Genomic DNA, 16,635 nt, shown 5'->3' with positions numbered 1-16,635 from the left:
CATGAATAAACGCCACCGCGTCTCCGCTGCGACAGCCGTCGTCGGTCTCGTCATCGCCGGGGCCCATCTGATGGGTGCGACCAGCGCCTACGCCGACGACGTGAAGCCGTCCGCCCCTCCCGGCACGGAACCTTCCGCAGCCGCGCCGGTGCCGATCGACTCCAACGCGCCCGGCCTGAAGATCCCCCAGGGGGGAACCCTGGCTCCGATCAAGGTGCTCGACATCGCCGAGGTCGTCGAGGACCTCGGGGGTGAGCAGCGGCGGCAGGAGACGAATCAGACCGTCATGATGGCCCTGCAGTCCGAGGTGCTCTTCCCCGAGAACAGTGCCGTCTTCAACGCCCAGGCCGCCGCCCGGATACAGGCCATCGCCAACGAGATCAACACGCAGAAGGCGACCCGCGTCCGGGTCTTCGGGTTCACCGACGACCAGGGCAGCTACGAGCACGGCAAGGAACTCTCCAAGCAGCGCGCCGACGCCGTGCAGGCCGAGCTGGCCAAGACCGTCACCAGCCCCGGCGTCGTCTACGACGTACGCGGCTACAGCGAGGACTATCCGATCGCCGACAACGGCACCGAGGAAGGCCGCAAGAAGAACCGCCGAGTCGAGATCACCTTCCCCCGCACCACCCCCGCCGGCGGCAGCTAGCCCGGTCTGCCCCCGGCCCGCATCAGGGCCGCCGCCGCCGCCCCCGCGCTGCGGGCCGGCTCCGGGCCGGGGTCCAGGGCAGCCACCACCGTCGCGCCCTCGACCAGGATCAGCAGCTGGTCGGCCAGGGCCTGCCGCCCGGGCCCGGCTGCCTCCGCCAGCAGCTCCCGCAGCTCTGCCTTGTGGCGGCGTACGACGTCCAGCACCGCGGCGGGGCCGGTGCCCAGCTCCCCGTACGCGTTCAGGAACGCACAGCCCCGGAAGTCCGGCTCCGAGAACCACTGCGCCAGCCACTCGAAGACCGCGCCGACCGGATCGGCGGCCCCCGCCACGGCGCCGCGCAGGCTCGCCGTCCAGCGCCGGTCGCGACGGTCGAGGTAAGCCGTGACCAGGGCTTCCTTGGCGGGGAAGACCTTGTAGAGCCGCTTGAGCGGCACGCCCGACTCCGTGCGGATCCGGTCCATGCCGACGGCCTGGATGCCCCCGGCGTAGAACAGCACCTCCGCGGCGTCCAGCAGCCGGGTCCGGGCCTCTTCGTCGTCCATGAAGGCAGCGTAGCCCAGGACCGCTTGCTAGGAGAACGGTCGTTCTCTATTGTCGAGAACGACCGTTCTCACGCGCTCTCGACCCGAGGTGACCGCCATGGCCGACCCCGCCGCCGCCGTACGCCCGCCCCTGCCGCCCTTCACCGAGGAAACCGCCCGCGCCAAGGTCCGGGCCGCCGAGGACGCCTGGAACAGCCGCGACCCCGAGCGCGTCGCCCTCGCCTACACCGAGAACTCGGTCTGGCGAAACCGCGACCGCTTCCTCACCGGCCGCGACGAGATCCGCGAGTTCCTCACCGAGAAGTGGGAGCGCGAGCTCGACTACCGGCTCCGCAAGGAACTGTGGGCCTACACCGGGAACCGGATCTCCGTCCGCTTCGAGTACGAGTGGCACGACGCCTCCGGCCAGTGGTGGCGCAGCCACGGCAACGAGCAGTGGGAGTTCGACGGCAACGGGCTGATGCGCCGCCGCGAGGCCAGCATCAACGACATCCCGATCACCCCCGAGGACCGCCGGCTCACCTGATCCGCGGCCAGGTGTGCCGTCCCCCGCCCCGCGGTATGTGTCTGCGCGAGTACTCACCCCCCGTGAGGAGACTCGGCATGGCGGCACGGGCTCGCGTGAACGGCGTGGACCTCTCCTACGAGGTCGTGGGCGCGGGCGAGCCCCTGGTCCTCGTCCACGGCTCGTGGGTCGACCACGAGACCTGGCAGCGCGTCGTCCCGCGCCTCGCACGGTCGTTCCGCGTGCTGGTCTACGACCGGCGCGGCCACAGCCGCAGCGAGCGCCCGCCGGGGCAGGGCGGCCGGCGACAGGACGAGGACGACCTCGCGTCCCTCATCGAGATCCTCGGCGCCCCGGCCCACGTGGCCGCGAACTCCTTCGGCGCCTCGGCAGCCCTCGGCCTCGCCGCCCGCCGCCCCGAGCTGCTGCGCAGCCTGACCGCGCACGAGCCCCCGCTCATGAGCATGGTGGGGGACGAGGACCGGGAACTCCGGCCGGTGCTCCGGGCCATGGAGGCCGCCCTCGACGGCGTCCTCACGGCTCTGCGCGAGGGTGAGGACCGGGCGGGCGCGCAGCGGTTCGTCGACGAGGTCGCCATCGGCCCGGGTACCTGGGGGCAACTGCCGGACCGGGTGCGCGAGACGCTCACCGCGAACGCCCCCACGTTCGCGGACGAACACGGCGACCCGGACTGGGCGCGCCTCGACCTCGCCCGCATCGCCGGCTTCCCGGGCCCCGCGCTGCTGACCTTCGGCAGCGAGAGCCCGCCGTGGTTCCCGGTGATCGTCGGCAAGCTCGCGACCGCGCTCGGCGGCCGGGCGCGGATGCGGACGCTCGTGGGGGACGGCCACGTCCCCCACCTCACCCACCCCGACCGGTACGCCGACGACCTCACGGCGTTCATCCGGTCCACGACGTCGAAGCGTTGACGGATGAGGTCCCGCGAGGGGCCCGGCGGGAGGCTGGAGCGCCCGCCCAGTCCCACCGAGCGCGATGTCGCGAGGATGCGCCTCGGCGTGCAGGAGCGATCGGGAGCCCCAGGCCCCGGGTCGGGCGGGGGTTGGTCCCGGATCGTGCTGGGGGTCATCCCCCGAGCAGCCGGTGCTGTCGGCGACGGCGGCCGGGTATCCGACGACCACCACCTTGGCGCGGGGTGACCGGGCCCGGATGTCCTTGAGGGCGGTCGCGAACTCCGCTTCCAGGGCGGTGAACCTGCCGTCGCTGGGAGGGTGACGAGGTCCGGGGCGGCGGTGACGGCCGTGATCTGGGCCGGCCTCGGGGCCCAGCCCGCCTTGGGCGGCCGGAGGGGGGCCGGTGAACTCGGTCTGTGGTTCCGGGACGCCGGCTCTGACCTCGGCGGCCGCCCACGTGACGTCGGTGGGACGCACGTCGAGGCGGCGGCCGGTCTGCTGCGCGTGGCTGAGGGTGGAGCGGCCGCAGCCGTCATCGGCGGCCCAGGGGCGAATGCGAACGAAGGCGCCGGGGCTGTAGGAGTCGCCGAGCGCGGCGTAGTCGAGGGGCTCGGGCCGGGGTGCGGCCGCGGCCGGAGCGGTGGTCAGGGTCACGGGGGCGAGGGCGCTCACGAGCGCGTACCCGGCGCGGAACGGCATGGCGGTGTCCTTGGCTGGGGCGCCGTACCGGCCGATCCGGGTGGCGCACTTCACTCAAGGTAGTCGAGTCGGTTACGGAGAGTAGTGAGTGGCAGGGTAAACCCCCGGATCGGGTGAACGGTGGGCCTCAGGACGCCTGGTGCGCCTGGGTGATGAGGTCCGTCGCGACCTCCAGGGCCGCCTGGCGGGTTTCCTCCGGGTTGCCCTCCACGTGCTGGAGGAACATCATCCCCGCGTGCAGGGTGAACAGCGCGCTCACGCACCGCACCTGGTCCGCCAGGGGTCCGTCCTCCGTACGCAACAGCTCCACCAGCGTGAACAGCCGGCGCTTGACCGTCTCGCCGATGCTCAGCTCCCGCATCGTCGCCTGGTTCTCCTGCATGAAGCGGTACAGCGGCGCGCCCGCCGCCATCGCCTCGCTGTAGCGCCGCAGCACCTCGCGCTTCATCTCCAGCGTCCGCGGCTGCTGCTTCGCCCAGTCGATCAGCTCGTCGATCGGCCTGGTGAGGTCCTCGAAGACGCTGATGATGATGTCTTCCTTGGTCTTGAAGTGGTAGTACAGCGCCGCCTTCGTGACCTCAAGCCGCTCCGCGATCTCGCGCAGAGACGTCTTCTCGTACCCCTGCTCGGCGAAGAGTTCCAGTGCGACGTCCTGGATGCGCTGGCGCGTGTTGCCGCGGCGCGCCTGCGGACTGCTGCTGGACATGGCTCTCCCCAAACTACTTACTTGACGCCCGGCTAGTGACGGGTCTACCTTCCCCAGTGTAGTGAACTAGCCGGGCGGCAAGTAAGGGCCCGGAGCGCATGGGTAAACGGGGAGTGACATGGCTGAAAACATAAACGCGGCGGAGATCTCCGAGGGGGTGAAGCCGCGCAGCGTCCGTGTCGTACTCATGGCTCTCATGATCGCAATGCTTCTCGCCATGCTCGACAACATGATCATCGGCACGGCGATGCCGACGATCGTCGGCGAGCTCGGCGGCCTGGAGCACCTCTCCTGGGTGGTCACCGCGTACACGCTGGCCACCGCCGCCTCCACCCCCATCTGGGGGAAGATCGGCGACATGTACGGGCGGAAGGGTTCCTTCCTCACCTCCATCGTGATCTTCCTGATCGGCTCCGCGCTCAGCGGCATGGCCCAGGACATGGCCCAGCTGATCGGCTTCCGCGCCGTCCAGGGCCTCGGTGCCGGCGGTCTGATGGTCGGCGTCATGGCGATCATCGGCGACCTGATCCCGCCCCGTGAGCGCGGCAAGTACCAGGGCATGATGGCCGGCGTGATGGCCCTCGCCATGATCGGCGGACCGCTGGTCGGCGGCACCATCACCGACCACCTGGGCTGGCGCTGGTCCTTCTACATCAACCTGCCGCTCGGCGCCGTCGCGCTCGCGATGGTCACCGCCGTCCTGCACCTGCCGAAGAAGGCCGGGGCGCAGCGGCCGAAGATCGACTACCTGGGTGCGGCCCTCCTGACCGTCGCCATCACCTCCACCGTGCTCGTCACGACCTGGGGCGGCACCGAGTACGCCTGGGGCTCCGGCCAGATCATCGGCCTGATCGTCGTCGGCGTCGTGTCGATCGCCGCCTTCCTCTTCGCCGAGACCAAGGCCGCCGAGCCGGTCATGCCGCTGCACATCTTCCGCAGCCGCAACTTCACGCTCATGTCGGTCATCGGCTTCCTCGTCGGCTTCGCGATGTTCGGCGGCGTGCTCTACCTGCCGCTCTTCCAGCAGTCGGTCCAGGGGGCCTCCGCCACCAACTCCGGCCTGCTGCTCCTGCCGATGCTGCTCTCCATGATGGTCGTCTCGCTGATCGCGGGCCGGGTCACCACCAGCAGCGGCAAGTACAAGATCTTCCCGATCATCGGCGGCGCGCTCATGGTCGTGGGTCTCTTCCTGCTCGCGCAGATGGACACCGACACCACGCGTCTGATGTCCGGCGTCTACATGGCCGTCCTCGGCGCCGGCCTCGGCTTCCTGATGCAGATCACCATGCTGGTCGCGCAGAACAGCGTGGACATGAAGGACATGGGCGTCGCGTCCTCCTCGGCCACCCTCTTCCGTACGCTCGGCGGCTCGTTCGGCGTGGCCCTGATGGGCTCGCTGTTCACCAGCCAGGTCACCCAGACGATGACCGACCGCCTGGGTCCGGGGGCCGCCAAGGCCGCTGGCTCGGCGCAGCTCGACGCGGCCAGCCTGGCCAAGCTGGAGCCGACGATCCGCGAGGCCTACCAGCACGCGGTCGCCGCCGGTACGCACTCGGCGTTCCTCCTCGGTGCGGGTGTCGCCGTACTGGGCTTCGTGGCGGCCTGGTTCGTCAAGGAGGTCCCGCTGCGGGGCGCGGGTCCGGCCAAGGCCGGCGACGCGGCCGGCGGCAACGCGGCGCAGGCGCAGGCGGAGTCGCTCGCCCACTGACCCCGGCCTCACGGCCCACCCGGCCCTCACGGCCCATCCGGCCCCGAGGGCCACTCGGTTCACCAGCCCGGCCCCGGCGGATCTTCCGCCGGGGCCGGGTTTTTTCATGGGCTGAAGCCGTGGCGCGTGGGGTAGGTGAGTACGAGTGATGCAGGGGAGGTTGGTCAGGTTCCGTCCTGTTTCAGGTGGGGTCCAAATCGGGACCATCAAGGACCAAGGTCCTATTAGCTGAATTTTATGGGGGAATTGGCGGGAACCCGTCTGCTTCACAGGCCGTCCTGGAAGGCAGAGCGCACACGGACACGCACGGGGAGGGGACAGTCGATGGGCTTCATGGCGCGCGCGAACAGGCAGGGCATCCGGGCCGGGGCAGCCGTCGTGGCGGCGGCCGCCGCGGTGGCCGGGACGGTGTGGGGAGCGGCGACCTTCGTCGGACCGGGCCATGGGGCCGGCCGACAGCCCGCGCACGCGAACGCGTCACGCGAGAGCGGCACCCCCGACGGCGACGCGAAGAACGGCGGCGCGCCGCAGTCGCCGATACCCGACGGCATCGCCCACGCCTCCGAGAGCGGGGGCAACGCCGTCAACATCACCATCGACGACGGCCCGGACCCCCAGTGGACCCCCAAGGTCCTCGACGTACTGAAGAAGCACGACGTGAAGGCGACCTTCTGCATGATCGGACCGCAGGCCAAGGCCCACCCCGACGTGGTCAAGCGCGTCGTCGCGGCCGGCCACCGGCTCTGCGACCACACCATGAACCACGACACGGCCATGGACAAGAAGCCCGTCGCCTACCAGGAGCAGCAGATCCTGGACGCCAAGAAGATGATCGAGGACGCCGCGGGCGGCGGCGCCGAGGTGGAGTACTACCGCGCTCCCGGCGGCGCGTTCACCCCCGACAGCCGCCGCATCGCGGCCGCGAACGGCATGCGCCCGCTCGGCTGGAACGTCGACACCAAGGACTTCGGGAAGCCCGGCGCCGCCGCCATCGCCAACGCGGTCAAGAGCGAGATGGGCAACGGCCCGACCATCCTGTTCCACGACGGCGGCGGCAACCGCTCCCAGACCGTCGAGGCCCTCGACCGGATACTGGACTGGCTGAAGGACCAGGGCCGCCCCACCGGGTTCCCCGTCCGCACCGCCCCCGACGGCTCCTGACACGCCGTCCGCTGGCAAACGGGTGAAGGTCGCCGCCCCGGCGGCACCCGCGGTGTTCCCTGGTCGCGCACACAGCCCGTACGCAACCTCGTACGCGGCCCGGTGCACACCCGTACGCAACCCCCGTACGCCACCCCGTACGCGGGCCCGTACGCCACCCCCGTACGGGAGGACCCGTACGACCGCCGCCCAGGAGGCCCCCGTGATCCCACCGGCCCAGCTGTCCGACCCCACCGTCCGCGCCTTCGTCACCGCCGTCAACGCGGGCGACCGGAACGCCTTCCAGGCGGTCCTCGCGGCGAACGCCACCATGTCCGACGACGGCTCGGACCGCGACATCGCCCCGTGGGCCGAGAAGGAGATCTGGTCTTCCAACGGGCACATGGACGTCCTGAGCGAGTCCGACGACGGCCTCGCCCTCGTCGTCGACTACCGCAACGACACGTGGGGCGAGATGCGCACCGCCTGGCGGTTCGTCACCGACGGCGGCCGCATCAGCCGCTTCGAGACCGGGCAGGCCTGAGCCGCCGCCCTCCGGCTCTGCCGCAGCGAGGGCCCCGCTGCGGATCCCGTACGGGTGAAAGCGCCGCCGGCCTCGTTTCAGCCCGGCGCGGGTCCCCGTTGGGTCGGGCATGAAGCGCACCCGTACCGCCGTTCTCGCCCTCGCGACCGCCGCGGCGGCCCTCGCCCCGGCTCTCGGCCAGGCCGCCGCCACCGCCGCGGACAGCGGGTACCTCCAAGACCCGGCCGGCGGCGAGAAGACCATGAAGTCGCAGTGGACCAAGGACGAGATGCACAAGGTGGAGGGACAGTTCCGCCTCTATCCCGGAGTGCAGTACAAGACGGTCACCCGCCCCGGCCCCTCGGGCGCTCCCGACTACGAGCGGAAGGTCGCCGACCCCAAGACGCTCGCGTGGCAGCCCTCGTTCGACTTCGGCTGGGCGGTGTCGGACTCGACGCTGGTGAAGAAGGCCGTGACCACCAAGGACGGCAAGCACCCGATCGTCGTGCACGCCGTACTGCGGCGCTCGTCGGACCACGCCAAGGCCGTCGAGGTGCACCAAGAGCTGGCGGACCGGCCGGCGACGGGGCGCGCCAGGGTCCCCGGCGGCAAGCGGATCGCCTGCGACTCGGGGGAGTACACGGTGGAATGGTCGGTCACGCGCTCGGGCTACGGGACGCTCACGGGCACGCTGCGCTGGGACTCCGGCTGTGAGCGGTACCGGACGGCGTTCTCGACGGAGAACGGCAAGGTCTGACCCGGCCGTCAGGGAGGACAGGCGGAGGCAGGGGCAGAAGGAGGGAGGGGGCCGGCCGCCCCGCGCACCTCGTGGGTGATCGGCGGCGACTGGTCCGCGGCCTTGGATCAAGAGCCGTAGCAGCCATTCTGACGCACGGGGTGGGGTGCGACAGGGTCGAAGGTCCCGTGTCGGACGGGATGTTCAGGAGTCTCGGCGGGCGGTGCCGCTCCGTCAGTGCTTCTTCCTGGTTTCCTCGTTCGCCTTGGCGGCGATCTCCTCCAGGACGCTCTTCGCGTCGCCGTTCGGCTCCACGGCGCGCCCGATGTTGCGCTTGATGGTGTCGCTGACCGTCACCCACGACGGATCGTTCACCGGGTACAACTGCGCACCGCGCAGGGCGGTCAGGAAGAACTGGTCGTTGCTGTCGAGGCCGCCGCCGGAGGGGTTGCGGGAGGCCGAGACGGTCGACGGCAGCAGGTGGTAGCGGCCCGCGAAGTCCGACAGGTTCTTGTCCTGGTAGATGAAGTCCAGGAACGTGCCGATCTCCTCGCGCTTGCCGTGCTGCTTGAACGCCATCATCCAGTCGGCGACGCCCACGGCCGGCGGGCTCTCCCCGGCGCCGAGGTTCTCCGAGACCGGCATGGGCGCGGTGCGCACGTCGATGCCCTTGGCGCGGGCCTCGTGCAGGAGCTGCGGATAGCCGTTCAGCATGCCGACCTCGCCGCGGGTGAAGGCGGCGAAGGCGTCGGCGCGGTTGAGCCGGGACGGCGGGACGGGCCCGGTCAGGCCGGGGCCGACCAGGTTGTCCTTGAGCCAGCGGAAGGTCTGGATGTTCTGGTCGGAGGCCAGGTTGTAGTTGCCGCTGCTGTCGGCGTAGCCGCCGCCGTTGCTGAGCTCCCAGATCATCGCCTCGGCGTGCGCCTCCTCCGGGCCGAGGGGGAGGGCGTACGGGTACTTCACGCCCTTGTCCTTGAGGGCCTTGGCGGCGGACTTCAGGTCGGCCCAGGTCTTGGGCTCGCCGACGCCGGCCTGCTTGAAGAGGCCCTGGTTGTAGAAGAGGAGTCGGCTGCTCGCCACCCAGGGCAGGCCGTAGAGGGTGCTGCCGACCGAGCCGGCCTCGGCCAGCGGCTGGAGGAAGTTCGCCTCGGCGGCGACGGTGAGGAGTTCGTCCGCGGAATAGAGCTTGTCCTGCGCCGCGAAGTCCGAGTACGAGCCCATGAGGGCCATGTCCGGCGCATTGCCGGCCTTGACCATGCGGGAGACCTCGCGGTCGATGTCGGCCCAGGGCAGGAGCTGGACCTCGACCTTGATACCGGGGTTGGCCTTGGTGAAATCCGCCGTCACCTTGTCCCAGTAGGCCTTGGAACTGGTGGCCTGGGTGTCCCCGTATTCCGCGGCGACCAGGCGGAGCGTACCGCTGTCACCTGCGCTGTTGCCTGAATCGCCGCATCCGGACAGTGGTATCAGCAGACCGAGCACGACTGCGGTCGCGCTCGGGCCGAAGATTCTTCGTTGCACGGGTGTATTCCCCTGGATTTCTTTTGAGTCCCGTTACTGCTTATGAGTTGCTCCGGGCTGGGGTGTCCATCCGTGGCCCGTTGGCCGGAATTCTCTCCTGCGTGGGGGCGGTTGAGTCCATTGGGGCGGAACTTGTGGGCAATGCTCCAACTGCGGCTTTTCCTGCTGGTGTTTTCCGATATGTGATCAACAAATCGGACGCGCGTAGACATGCCGAATGGCCCGATTCCGGCCCCTTGGGGCGGCGGAACGGGTCGGGCGTCGGGATCAGGTCAGTCGGCGAACTCGCCCGCGTACGGGTCGGGCTCGCCCGTCTCGGGGTTGCGGCCCTCCTGCCAGCGGCGCTGGGCCTTGCGCCAGTGCACGAAGCTGAGGTGCCCGCCGTCCCAGAAGGTGATGCTGACCGGGCTCACGTCGAACTCGTCGGAGCAGAGCCGGTACAGGAACTCCGCCATGCCGTACGGGTACACGGCGAACGCGTCGGCGGTGTGCCGGCCGACCACCAGGACGGGCCAGCGGTCCGGATCGGGGTCGGTGGTGAGCCAGCAGAGGATGTCGGAGCCGCCGGTGACCCCCCACGCGATGATCGACTCGGGGTCGAAGCCGAAGGAGGCCCGGCCGCCCTCCGCCTCCCAGAGCTGGCGGGCGTTGGCGGTCTCCTCGGCCATCTCGGCCGGGTCCCACTGGAGACCGGGCTTGGGGAGGGGGAGGAGGATGCTGGCCTCGCCGTTGATGGAGCCGGCGCCGAAGCGGCCCATGAAGGCGATGAAGTCGGCCGGGAACCGGGTGCGCCAGGTGGCTTCGGCGGCCGGCCAGTCGATGTCCTCGTCGGCGCCGTGCGTCGCCGGCATGATCTGCTCCAGCGCCTTGATCCGCGCGTTCTCCGTCATGCCGCTCCCCTGAGACCCCAGCTCAACCGCCCCAACCTACCGCCGGGGCCGCGCGGCGCCTAGCGGGTGTCCGGTCGGCGGTCCAGAGGCGGCTCGCCGTCCGGTCCCTCGATGTCCAGCCGGGACCCGACGCGCAGGCCCCAGGCGGCCATGGCGCCGGCCTCGGCCTCCAGGACGTGCCGGGAGCGGAGCCGGGGGAGGCCGAGGCGGTTCGGCGGCATCGTGGTCAGGGCGATGACGCGCAGGCGGCGGTCGAGGTACGCCACGTCGATCGCGAACCGCATCCGGAACGTGTGCACGCTGCCCGCCGGGGTGAGGAGCAGGGCGGCGCCGGGCAGGCCGTCGCGGCCGAGGAGCCCGCGGGTGCGGGCGCGGTAGGAGGCCGCGATCTCCAGGGGTACCGCCGGCAGGTCCGGCCCGAGCCGGAGGAGGCCGTTGCTGGTGGTCATGGCGGCAGGGTAGGGGTGGTTGGGCCCCCGGGCCCATGCAGGTGCCGGTGTCTGCGCCTACCGTCGGCGGATGGGCCTGTTCGTGATCATCGCCGCCGCGGTCGCCTACGGCGTGGCCGCGGGTCTGCTGCTGCCGCGGGCGGCGTACCGCCTGTCGGTCGAGCCGGACGCCGCGTGGCGCGACCGCTGCCCGGAGGGCCACCCGATCCCCGGCTGGCTGGGCCTGCCCCGCTGCCGCGACGCCGCGCCCGCCCGCCGCTGCACCCGCCCCCGCCACACGTACGGGGTGGGCCCCGGATGGGCGGCCGGGATCGCCGGGGCGGTGTGCGGGGGGCTGGCGTGGGCCGTCGGGGGGCGGCCCGAAGCGGTGGTGTTCGTCGCCGCGGTGCCGGTGCTGCTCCTGCTCGGGATCGTGGACCTCGCCGTTCAGCGGCTGCCCGACGTGCTGACCCTCCCCCTCGCCGGAGCCCTGGCCGCCGGACTCGGCGGCGCGGCCCTCGTACCCGGCGCCGGGGGGTCCTGGACGGGGGCGCTGATCGGCGGGGGCGCGCTCGCAGGGGCGTACCTCCTGCTCTTCCTCCTCAACCCCGCCGGCCTGGGCTTCGGCGACGTCAAGCTGGCGCTCGCGCTCGGGGTCACTCTTGGGTGGTACGGCTGGGGGGTATGGGCCGCCGGAGCCTTCCTCGGGTTCCTCTACGGAGCCGTGTACGGGCTCGCCCTTGTGCTGCGGGGCCGCGCCGGCCGCCGGACGGCGTTCCCGTTCGGCCCCTTCATGGCGGCCGGAGCCCTCACCGCAGTGCTGCTGGGCGGTTTCGGAGCGTAATCATCTTGCGCCGATGCACGCATCAGGCTTTACGAAGGGTTATGGTGGAACCCCCCCCTCGGGCCGGTCCGTATCCCCCCCCACGGACCGGCCCGTTTTTTGTTTCCACCACCCCACGCCCAAAGGTGCAGGTCAGCCGCGCTGGGCCCAGATGTTCGTGCCGGGGGTGGACACCGCGAAGGAGTCGATCTCCTTCAGTTCCTCCTCAGACAGCGGCGCAGCCCCCAGGGCCGCCACGTTCTGCTCCAGCTGGGACACGCTCGAAGCGCCGATCAGCGCCGAGGTCATCCGCTCGTCCCGGAGCACCCAGTTCAGCGCCAGCTGCGCCAGCGACTGCCCGCGGCGCGCCGCGATCTCGTTGAGGCCGGCCAGGCGGCGGACCACGTCGTCGGACAGCAGGTCCGGGTTCAGGGACTTGCCGGCGGCCGCCCTGGAGTCCTCCGGGATGCCCTTCAGGTACTTGCCGGTCAGCAGCCCCTGCGCGAGCGGCGCGAAGGAGATGCAGCCCATGCCGGCCTCCTCCAGGGTGTCCAGCAGCCCGTCCTCCTCCGTCCAGCGGTTGATCATGGAGTACGAGGGCTGGTGGATGAGCGGGCGGACGCCCATCTCGCGCAGGATCCGCGCCGCCTCGGCCGTCTGCTCGGCCGTGTACGAGGACACGCCCACGTACAGCGCCTTGCCCTGCTGCACCGCGGACGCGAGCGCGCCCATGGTCTCCTCCAGAGGGGTGTCCGGGTCGAAGCGGTGCGAGTAGAAGATGTCGACGTAGTCCACGCCCATCCGCTTCAGCGACGCGTCGAGCGAGCTCATCAGGTACTTCCGGCTGCCCCACTCGCCGTAGGGGCCTTCGTGCATGAAGTAGCCGGCCTTGGTGGAGAGGATCAGCTCGTCGCGGTACGAGGCGAAGTCCTGCGCGAAGACCTTCCCGAAGTTGAGCTCGGCCGAGCCGGGGGGCGGGCCGTAGTTGTTCGCCAGGTCGAAGTGGGTGACGCCGAGGTCGAAGGCCCGGCGCAAGATCGCCCGCTGGGACTCCAGGGACTTGTCGTCACCGAAGTTGTGCCAGAGGCCGAGTGAGATGGCGGGGAGCTTGAGGCCGCTGTGGCCGGTGCGCCGGTACTCCATGGAGTCGTAGCGCGAGGGCTCTGCCCGATAGGGATTGTTATCAGTCACGTTGTCCTCCCTATCACGGACTTGTGACAGACCGAGTTGGGTACCCGATCCCGCCGCGCAGTAATGTGGCGGACTCGGGGGAGGACCGCATTTCGCACGGGGGCATTGCACGGAGGGGCTGGAAGATCGTGAAGCTGCGCGACCTGGTGTACAGGCTCTACGCACGCCGGGTGGAAGGCCGCCTCGACCATGACGCGTCGCCCAAGCACATCGGCGTGATCCTGGACGGGAACAGGCGCTGGGCGAAGGCGTCCGGAGGTACGACGGAGCAGGGCCACCAGGCGGGGGCCGACAAGATCTCCGAGATGCTGGGCTGGTGCACCGAGACGGACGTCGAGGTCGTCACCCTGTGGATGCTGTCCACGGACAACCTGGACCGGCCGGAGGTCGAGCTCCGCCCGCTGCTCAACATCATCGAGAACACCGTCCGGGGCCTCGCCGCGGACGGCCGCTGGCGCGTCCACCACGTGGGCAACCTCGACATCCTTCCCGGGCAGACCCAGTCCGTGCTCAAGGAGGCCGAACAGGCCACCCACGACGTGGACGGGATACTGGTCAACGTCGCCGTCGGCTACGGCGGCCGCCAGGAGATCGCCGACGCGGTCCGCTCGCTGCTGCTGGAGCACGCGGAGAAGGGCACCTCCTTCGAGGAGCTCGCCGAGATCCTCGACATCGACCACATCGCGGAGCACCTCTACACGCGCGGCCAGCCCGACCCGGACCTCGTGATCCGCACCAGCGGCGAGCAGCGGCTGTCCGGATTCATGCTCTGGCAGAGCGCCCACTCGGAGTACTACTTCTGCGAGGTGTTCTGGCCGGCCTTCCGCAAGGTCGACTTCCTGCGGGCGCTGCGCGATTACGCCGCCCGCCACCGGCGCTACGGAGCCTGAGGGCCCGGCGGACTGACGCCCCCTCGGCCCCGGCCGTCCCCCTGCAAGGCCTTCACCAGGGATTCACCGAGCGTCCGTCATATGCCATGGCATGGCCGGGCCTGATCGGGGAATATCCCTTTCAGGTCGATGCCCGATCCACGGGTGTCGAGTCTCAGCGGGCGACATGGGGTCGTCCGCCCGGGAGGCCCTTTGCACCAGGACGCACGTGCGGTTCGCACGGACGGAGTGGGAGGGCCGGAAATCGGCCCCGCAGGGGTGCCGATGACCGGTCCGGTCTTCATGGCCCGACCTCTTCCGAGGGGGTACGTCCTTCCGTGGTGACCAGTACAAAGCGCCGCCTGCCCGACAGGCGGACCTACGTCCTCGACACCAGCGTCCTGCTGGCAGACCCCAACGCGATCACGCGCTTCGACGAGCACGAGGTCGTGCTCCCGATCGTGGTGATCACCGAGCTGGAGGCCAAGAGGCACCATCCCGAACTCGGCTACTTCGCCCGTCAGGCCCTGCGCCTGCTCGACGACTTCCGGGTTCGCTACGGTCGCCTCGACGCCCCCATCCCGTTGGGCGATCTCGGCGGCACCCTCCGTGTCGAGCTCAACCACTCCGACCCCGGTGTCCTGCCGGCCGGCTTCCGGTTGGGGGACAACGACTCGCGGATCCTCGCGGTCGCCCGCAACCTCCAGGCCGAGGGCTACGACGTCACGGTCGTCTCGAAGGATCTCCCGCTGCGCATCAAGGCCTCCTCCGTGGGGCTGATCGCCGAGGAGTACCGGGCGGAGCTCGCGATCACCGATGCCGGCTGGACCGGCATGAGCGAGCTCGCGCTGTCCGGGGAGCAGATCGACCTGCTCTACTCCGAGGAGCGGCTGTACGTACCGGAGGCCGCCGAACTTCCCGTGCACACCGGGCTGGTCCTCCAGTCCGAACGCGGCAAGGCCCTGGGCCGGGTCACTCCGGACGGCAACGTGCGGCTCGTACGGGGCGACCGGGAGGCCTTCGGGCTGCACGGCCGCAGCGCCGAGCAGCGCATCGCCCTGGACCTGCTGCTCGACTCGGAGATCGGCATCATCTCCATGGGCGGCCGGGCCGGCACCGGAAAGTCGGCGCTGGCGCTGTGCGCGGGCCTGGAGGCGGTGCTGGAGCGCAGGCAGCACCAGAAGGTGATGGTCTTCCGGCCGCTGTACGCGGTGGGCGGCCAGGACCTCGGCTACCTGCCCGGGGACGCGTCCGAGAAGATGAGCCCCTGGGCGCAGGCGGTCTTCGACACCCTCTCGGCGGTGGCCGGGCGCGAGGTCATCGAGGAGGTGCTGAACCGGGGGATGCTGGAGGTCCTGCCGCTCACGCACATCCGCGGGCGCTCGCTGCACGACGCCTTCGTGATCGTGGACGAGGCGCAGTCGCTGGAGCGCAATGTGCTGCTGACCGTTCTGTCCCGAATCGGTGCGAATTCACGGGTCGTTCTGACCCACGATGTCGCCCAGCGGGACAATCTGCGGGTCGGCCGGTACGACGGAGTGGTCGCCGTCGTTGAGAAGCTGAAGGGGCATCCGCTCTTCGCGCATGTCACGCTCAACCGCTCCGAGCGCTCGCCGATCGCCGCGCTGGTGACCGAGATGCTCGAATCGCTGTAGCCGCGCACGGGGGCAAAAACCCCATAGCGGGAGAGCGAGTTGGCGCCGCCCGGCAAAGGTCCGAGAGCCTAGCCGGGCGGCGTCGCGCTGCACAGCCCTTTGAGGAAACCAACGGCAACATGCCAGGTGTGACCTTTCACACGCAATGGAGAATTGCCTTGCGGTGTCGGGGTCCGGCAGAGTCTGTTTTCCGTCAGGCCCCGCATACGGCACATCTGTATCTCCCGTCACTAGACGGGAGGTACGCGCAGCACCACAACTCCAGAGCCGTTCGCCGTATGCCGCCCGAGTCGTCACGCGGCAGCCCCCGCAAGGGAGTTGCCCACGGGCCCGCGCCTCCAGTGATCACAGCTCCACGGAGGCCAGTGTCGAGGGGCACTATTGCGGCCGCCCGGTCACTGCGGACGCTGCTGGAAGGACACCGTGTGAGCCGGATCTCGGTCCGGGGATTCGCTGTGGCTTCGGCCACCGCAGTCACCACCGTTGGCGCAGTCGTGGGCGTTGCCACTGGCGACCCCGCCGCCTCGAACGATCTCGAGACCACCGCGTCCGGGGCGACCCTCCTCGCCGACATCCCGGTCGGCGAGCAGGCGCAGGTCCAGAACGCGTCCCTGACGCAGCAGGCCGACGCCATCGCCCAGGGCGCCGACACCGACGCCAAGCGTGTCGCCGAGGAAGCCGCTCGCATCCAGGCCGCCGAGGACGCCAAGTCCAAGAAGGCCGAGGCGCAGAAGGCCGCCGACGAGAAGGCGAAGAAGGACCGCGACGAGAAGGAGCAGATCGCCAGCCGCTCCGCGGCTCGCAGCGCCGGCGACTTCGCCGTCCAGAGCTCCTACACGGTCGCCCAGGTCAAGGACATCGCCCGGCAGATCGTCCCGGCCGGCCAGTTCCAGTGCTTCTCGAACATCATCAACGAGGAGTCCACCTGGAACTACAAGGCCGTGAACTCGTCCTCGGGCGCGTACGGTCTGGTCCAGGCGCTCCCGGGTTCGAAGATGTCCTCGGTCGCCGACGACTGGCGGACCAACCCGGCCACCCAGATCCAGTGGGGCCTCAACTACATGAACGAGCGCTACCACAGCCCGTGCGCCGCCTGGAGCTTCCACCAGGCCAACGGCTGGTACTAGAGCCCGCCT

Annotated in this window: 17 protein-coding genes; 11 read left to right on the top strand and 6 right to left on the bottom strand. The window is 70.4% G+C overall.

The genetic code is table 11. From position 1 onward, the window contains the following. Window position 1 precedes the first annotated feature (1 nt). A complete protein-coding gene (locus ACIBAD_RS06835; protein ID WP_134071662.1) occupies window positions 2-649 on the top strand; it encodes an OmpA family protein in 648 nt (215 codons plus the stop codon). Here the strand turns inward: ACIBAD_RS06835 and ACIBAD_RS06830 are convergent. Then, window positions 646-1,194, bottom strand: a complete 549-nt coding sequence (locus ACIBAD_RS06830; protein ID WP_398905017.1) for a TetR/AcrR family transcriptional regulator — start codon at window positions 1,192-1,194, stop codon at window positions 646-648. The genes ACIBAD_RS06835 and ACIBAD_RS06830 overlap by 4 nt on opposite strands. 97 nt (window positions 1,195-1,291) lie before the next feature. Between ACIBAD_RS06830 and ACIBAD_RS06825 the strand changes: the two genes are divergently transcribed. Together ACIBAD_RS06825 and ACIBAD_RS06820 are read left to right on the top strand one after the other, a co-directional pair. Then, entirely contained in the window at window positions 1,292-1,720 is a 429-nt protein-coding gene (locus tag ACIBAD_RS06825; RefSeq protein ID WP_134071658.1) for a nuclear transport factor 2 family protein, read from the top strand. A 77-nt stretch (window positions 1,721-1,797) separates the two neighbouring features. Then, complete coding sequence (locus tag ACIBAD_RS06820; protein WP_398905014.1) at window positions 1,798-2,628, top strand: alpha/beta fold hydrolase; 831 nt, start codon at window positions 1,798-1,800, stop codon at window positions 2,626-2,628. 808 nt (window positions 2,629-3,436) lie between these two features. Here ACIBAD_RS06820 and ACIBAD_RS06815 read toward each other — a convergent pair. Then, the gene (locus tag ACIBAD_RS06815; RefSeq protein ID WP_134071654.1) at window positions 3,437-4,015 is read right to left on the bottom strand and encodes a TetR/AcrR family transcriptional regulator; all 579 of its coding nucleotides are present in this window, start codon (window positions 4,013-4,015) and stop codon (window positions 3,437-3,439) included. 118 nt (window positions 4,016-4,133) lie between these two features. Between ACIBAD_RS06815 and ACIBAD_RS06810 the strand changes: the two genes are divergently transcribed. The 4 genes from ACIBAD_RS06810 to ACIBAD_RS06795 all read left to right on the top strand — a co-directional run bounded on the left by ACIBAD_RS06810 (window position 4,134) and on the right by ACIBAD_RS06795 (window position 8,143). Beyond that, window positions 4,134-5,723, top strand: a complete 1,590-nt coding sequence (locus tag ACIBAD_RS06810; RefSeq protein ID WP_134071652.1) for an MDR family MFS transporter — start codon at window positions 4,134-4,136, stop codon at window positions 5,721-5,723. Window positions 5,724-6,056: 333 nt separating this feature from the next. Then, window positions 6,057-6,884: a polysaccharide deacetylase family protein gene (locus ACIBAD_RS06805; RefSeq protein WP_398905010.1), complete on the top strand. Its 828-nt coding sequence runs from the start codon at window positions 6,057-6,059 to the stop codon at window positions 6,882-6,884. Window positions 6,885-7,086: 202 nt separating this feature from the next. Beyond that, complete coding sequence (locus ACIBAD_RS06800) at window positions 7,087-7,407, top strand: nuclear transport factor 2 family protein (protein WP_134071648.1); 321 nt, start codon at window positions 7,087-7,089, stop codon at window positions 7,405-7,407. 109 nt (window positions 7,408-7,516) lie between these two features. After that, a complete protein-coding gene (locus tag ACIBAD_RS06795) occupies window positions 7,517-8,143 on the top strand; it encodes a hypothetical protein (protein ID WP_134071646.1) in 627 nt (208 codons plus the stop codon). Window positions 8,144-8,356: 213 nt separating this feature from the next. Here the strand turns inward: ACIBAD_RS06795 and ACIBAD_RS06790 are convergent, their stop codons facing one another. The 3 genes from ACIBAD_RS06790 to ACIBAD_RS06780 all read right to left on the bottom strand — a co-directional run bounded on the left by ACIBAD_RS06790 (window position 8,357) and on the right by ACIBAD_RS06780 (window position 10,982). Beyond that, window positions 8,357-9,643 (bottom strand): extracellular solute-binding protein, encoded by a 1,287-nt coding sequence (locus ACIBAD_RS06790; protein ID WP_166682052.1) that lies wholly within the window; start codon window positions 9,641-9,643, stop codon window positions 8,357-8,359. 272 nt (window positions 9,644-9,915) lie between these two features. Continuing rightward, a complete protein-coding gene (locus tag ACIBAD_RS06785) occupies window positions 9,916-10,533 on the bottom strand; it encodes an SMI1/KNR4 family protein (protein ID WP_134071644.1) in 618 nt (205 codons plus the stop codon). Window positions 10,534-10,592: 59 nt separating this feature from the next. Beyond that, entirely contained in the window at window positions 10,593-10,982 is a 390-nt protein-coding gene (locus tag ACIBAD_RS06780; RefSeq protein ID WP_398905006.1) for a DUF192 domain-containing protein, read from the bottom strand. 70 nt (window positions 10,983-11,052) lie between these two features. Here ACIBAD_RS06780 and ACIBAD_RS06775 point away from each other — a divergent pair, with 70 nt between their 5' ends. Further along, window positions 11,053-11,805 (top strand): A24 family peptidase, encoded by a 753-nt coding sequence (locus ACIBAD_RS06775; protein ID WP_134071640.1) that lies wholly within the window; start codon window positions 11,053-11,055, stop codon window positions 11,803-11,805. Window positions 11,806-11,937: 132 nt separating this feature from the next. Here the strand turns inward: ACIBAD_RS06775 and mgrA are convergent, their stop codons facing one another. Further along, window positions 11,938-12,975, bottom strand: a complete 1,038-nt coding sequence (gene mgrA, locus ACIBAD_RS06770) for an L-glyceraldehyde 3-phosphate reductase (protein ID WP_134071638.1) — start codon at window positions 12,973-12,975, stop codon at window positions 11,938-11,940. 128 nt (window positions 12,976-13,103) lie between these two features. Between mgrA and ACIBAD_RS06765 the strand changes: the two genes are divergently transcribed. From ACIBAD_RS06765 to ACIBAD_RS06755, 3 genes are all read left to right on the top strand, one after another. Beyond that, window positions 13,104-13,865 (top strand): isoprenyl transferase, encoded by a 762-nt coding sequence (locus ACIBAD_RS06765; RefSeq protein WP_053690331.1) that lies wholly within the window; start codon window positions 13,104-13,106, stop codon window positions 13,863-13,865. 317 nt (window positions 13,866-14,182) lie between these two features. Continuing rightward, the gene (locus ACIBAD_RS06760; protein WP_134071636.1) at window positions 14,183-15,499 is read left to right on the top strand and encodes a PhoH family protein; all 1,317 of its coding nucleotides are present in this window, start codon (window positions 14,183-14,185) and stop codon (window positions 15,497-15,499) included. 407 nt (window positions 15,500-15,906) lie between these two features. After that, complete coding sequence (locus ACIBAD_RS06755) at window positions 15,907-16,626, top strand: transglycosylase SLT domain-containing protein (RefSeq protein ID WP_398905423.1); 720 nt, start codon at window positions 15,907-15,909, stop codon at window positions 16,624-16,626. The last annotated feature ends 9 nt before the right edge of the window (window positions 16,627-16,635 follow it).

Source organism: Streptomyces sp. NPDC051109 (assembly GCF_044455885.1).
GTDB lineage: Bacteria > Actinomycetota > Actinomycetes > Streptomycetales > Streptomycetaceae > Streptomyces.
The sequence above is the reverse complement of the archived record's forward strand: the minus strand, read 5'-3'. Positions and strand labels throughout refer to the sequence as shown.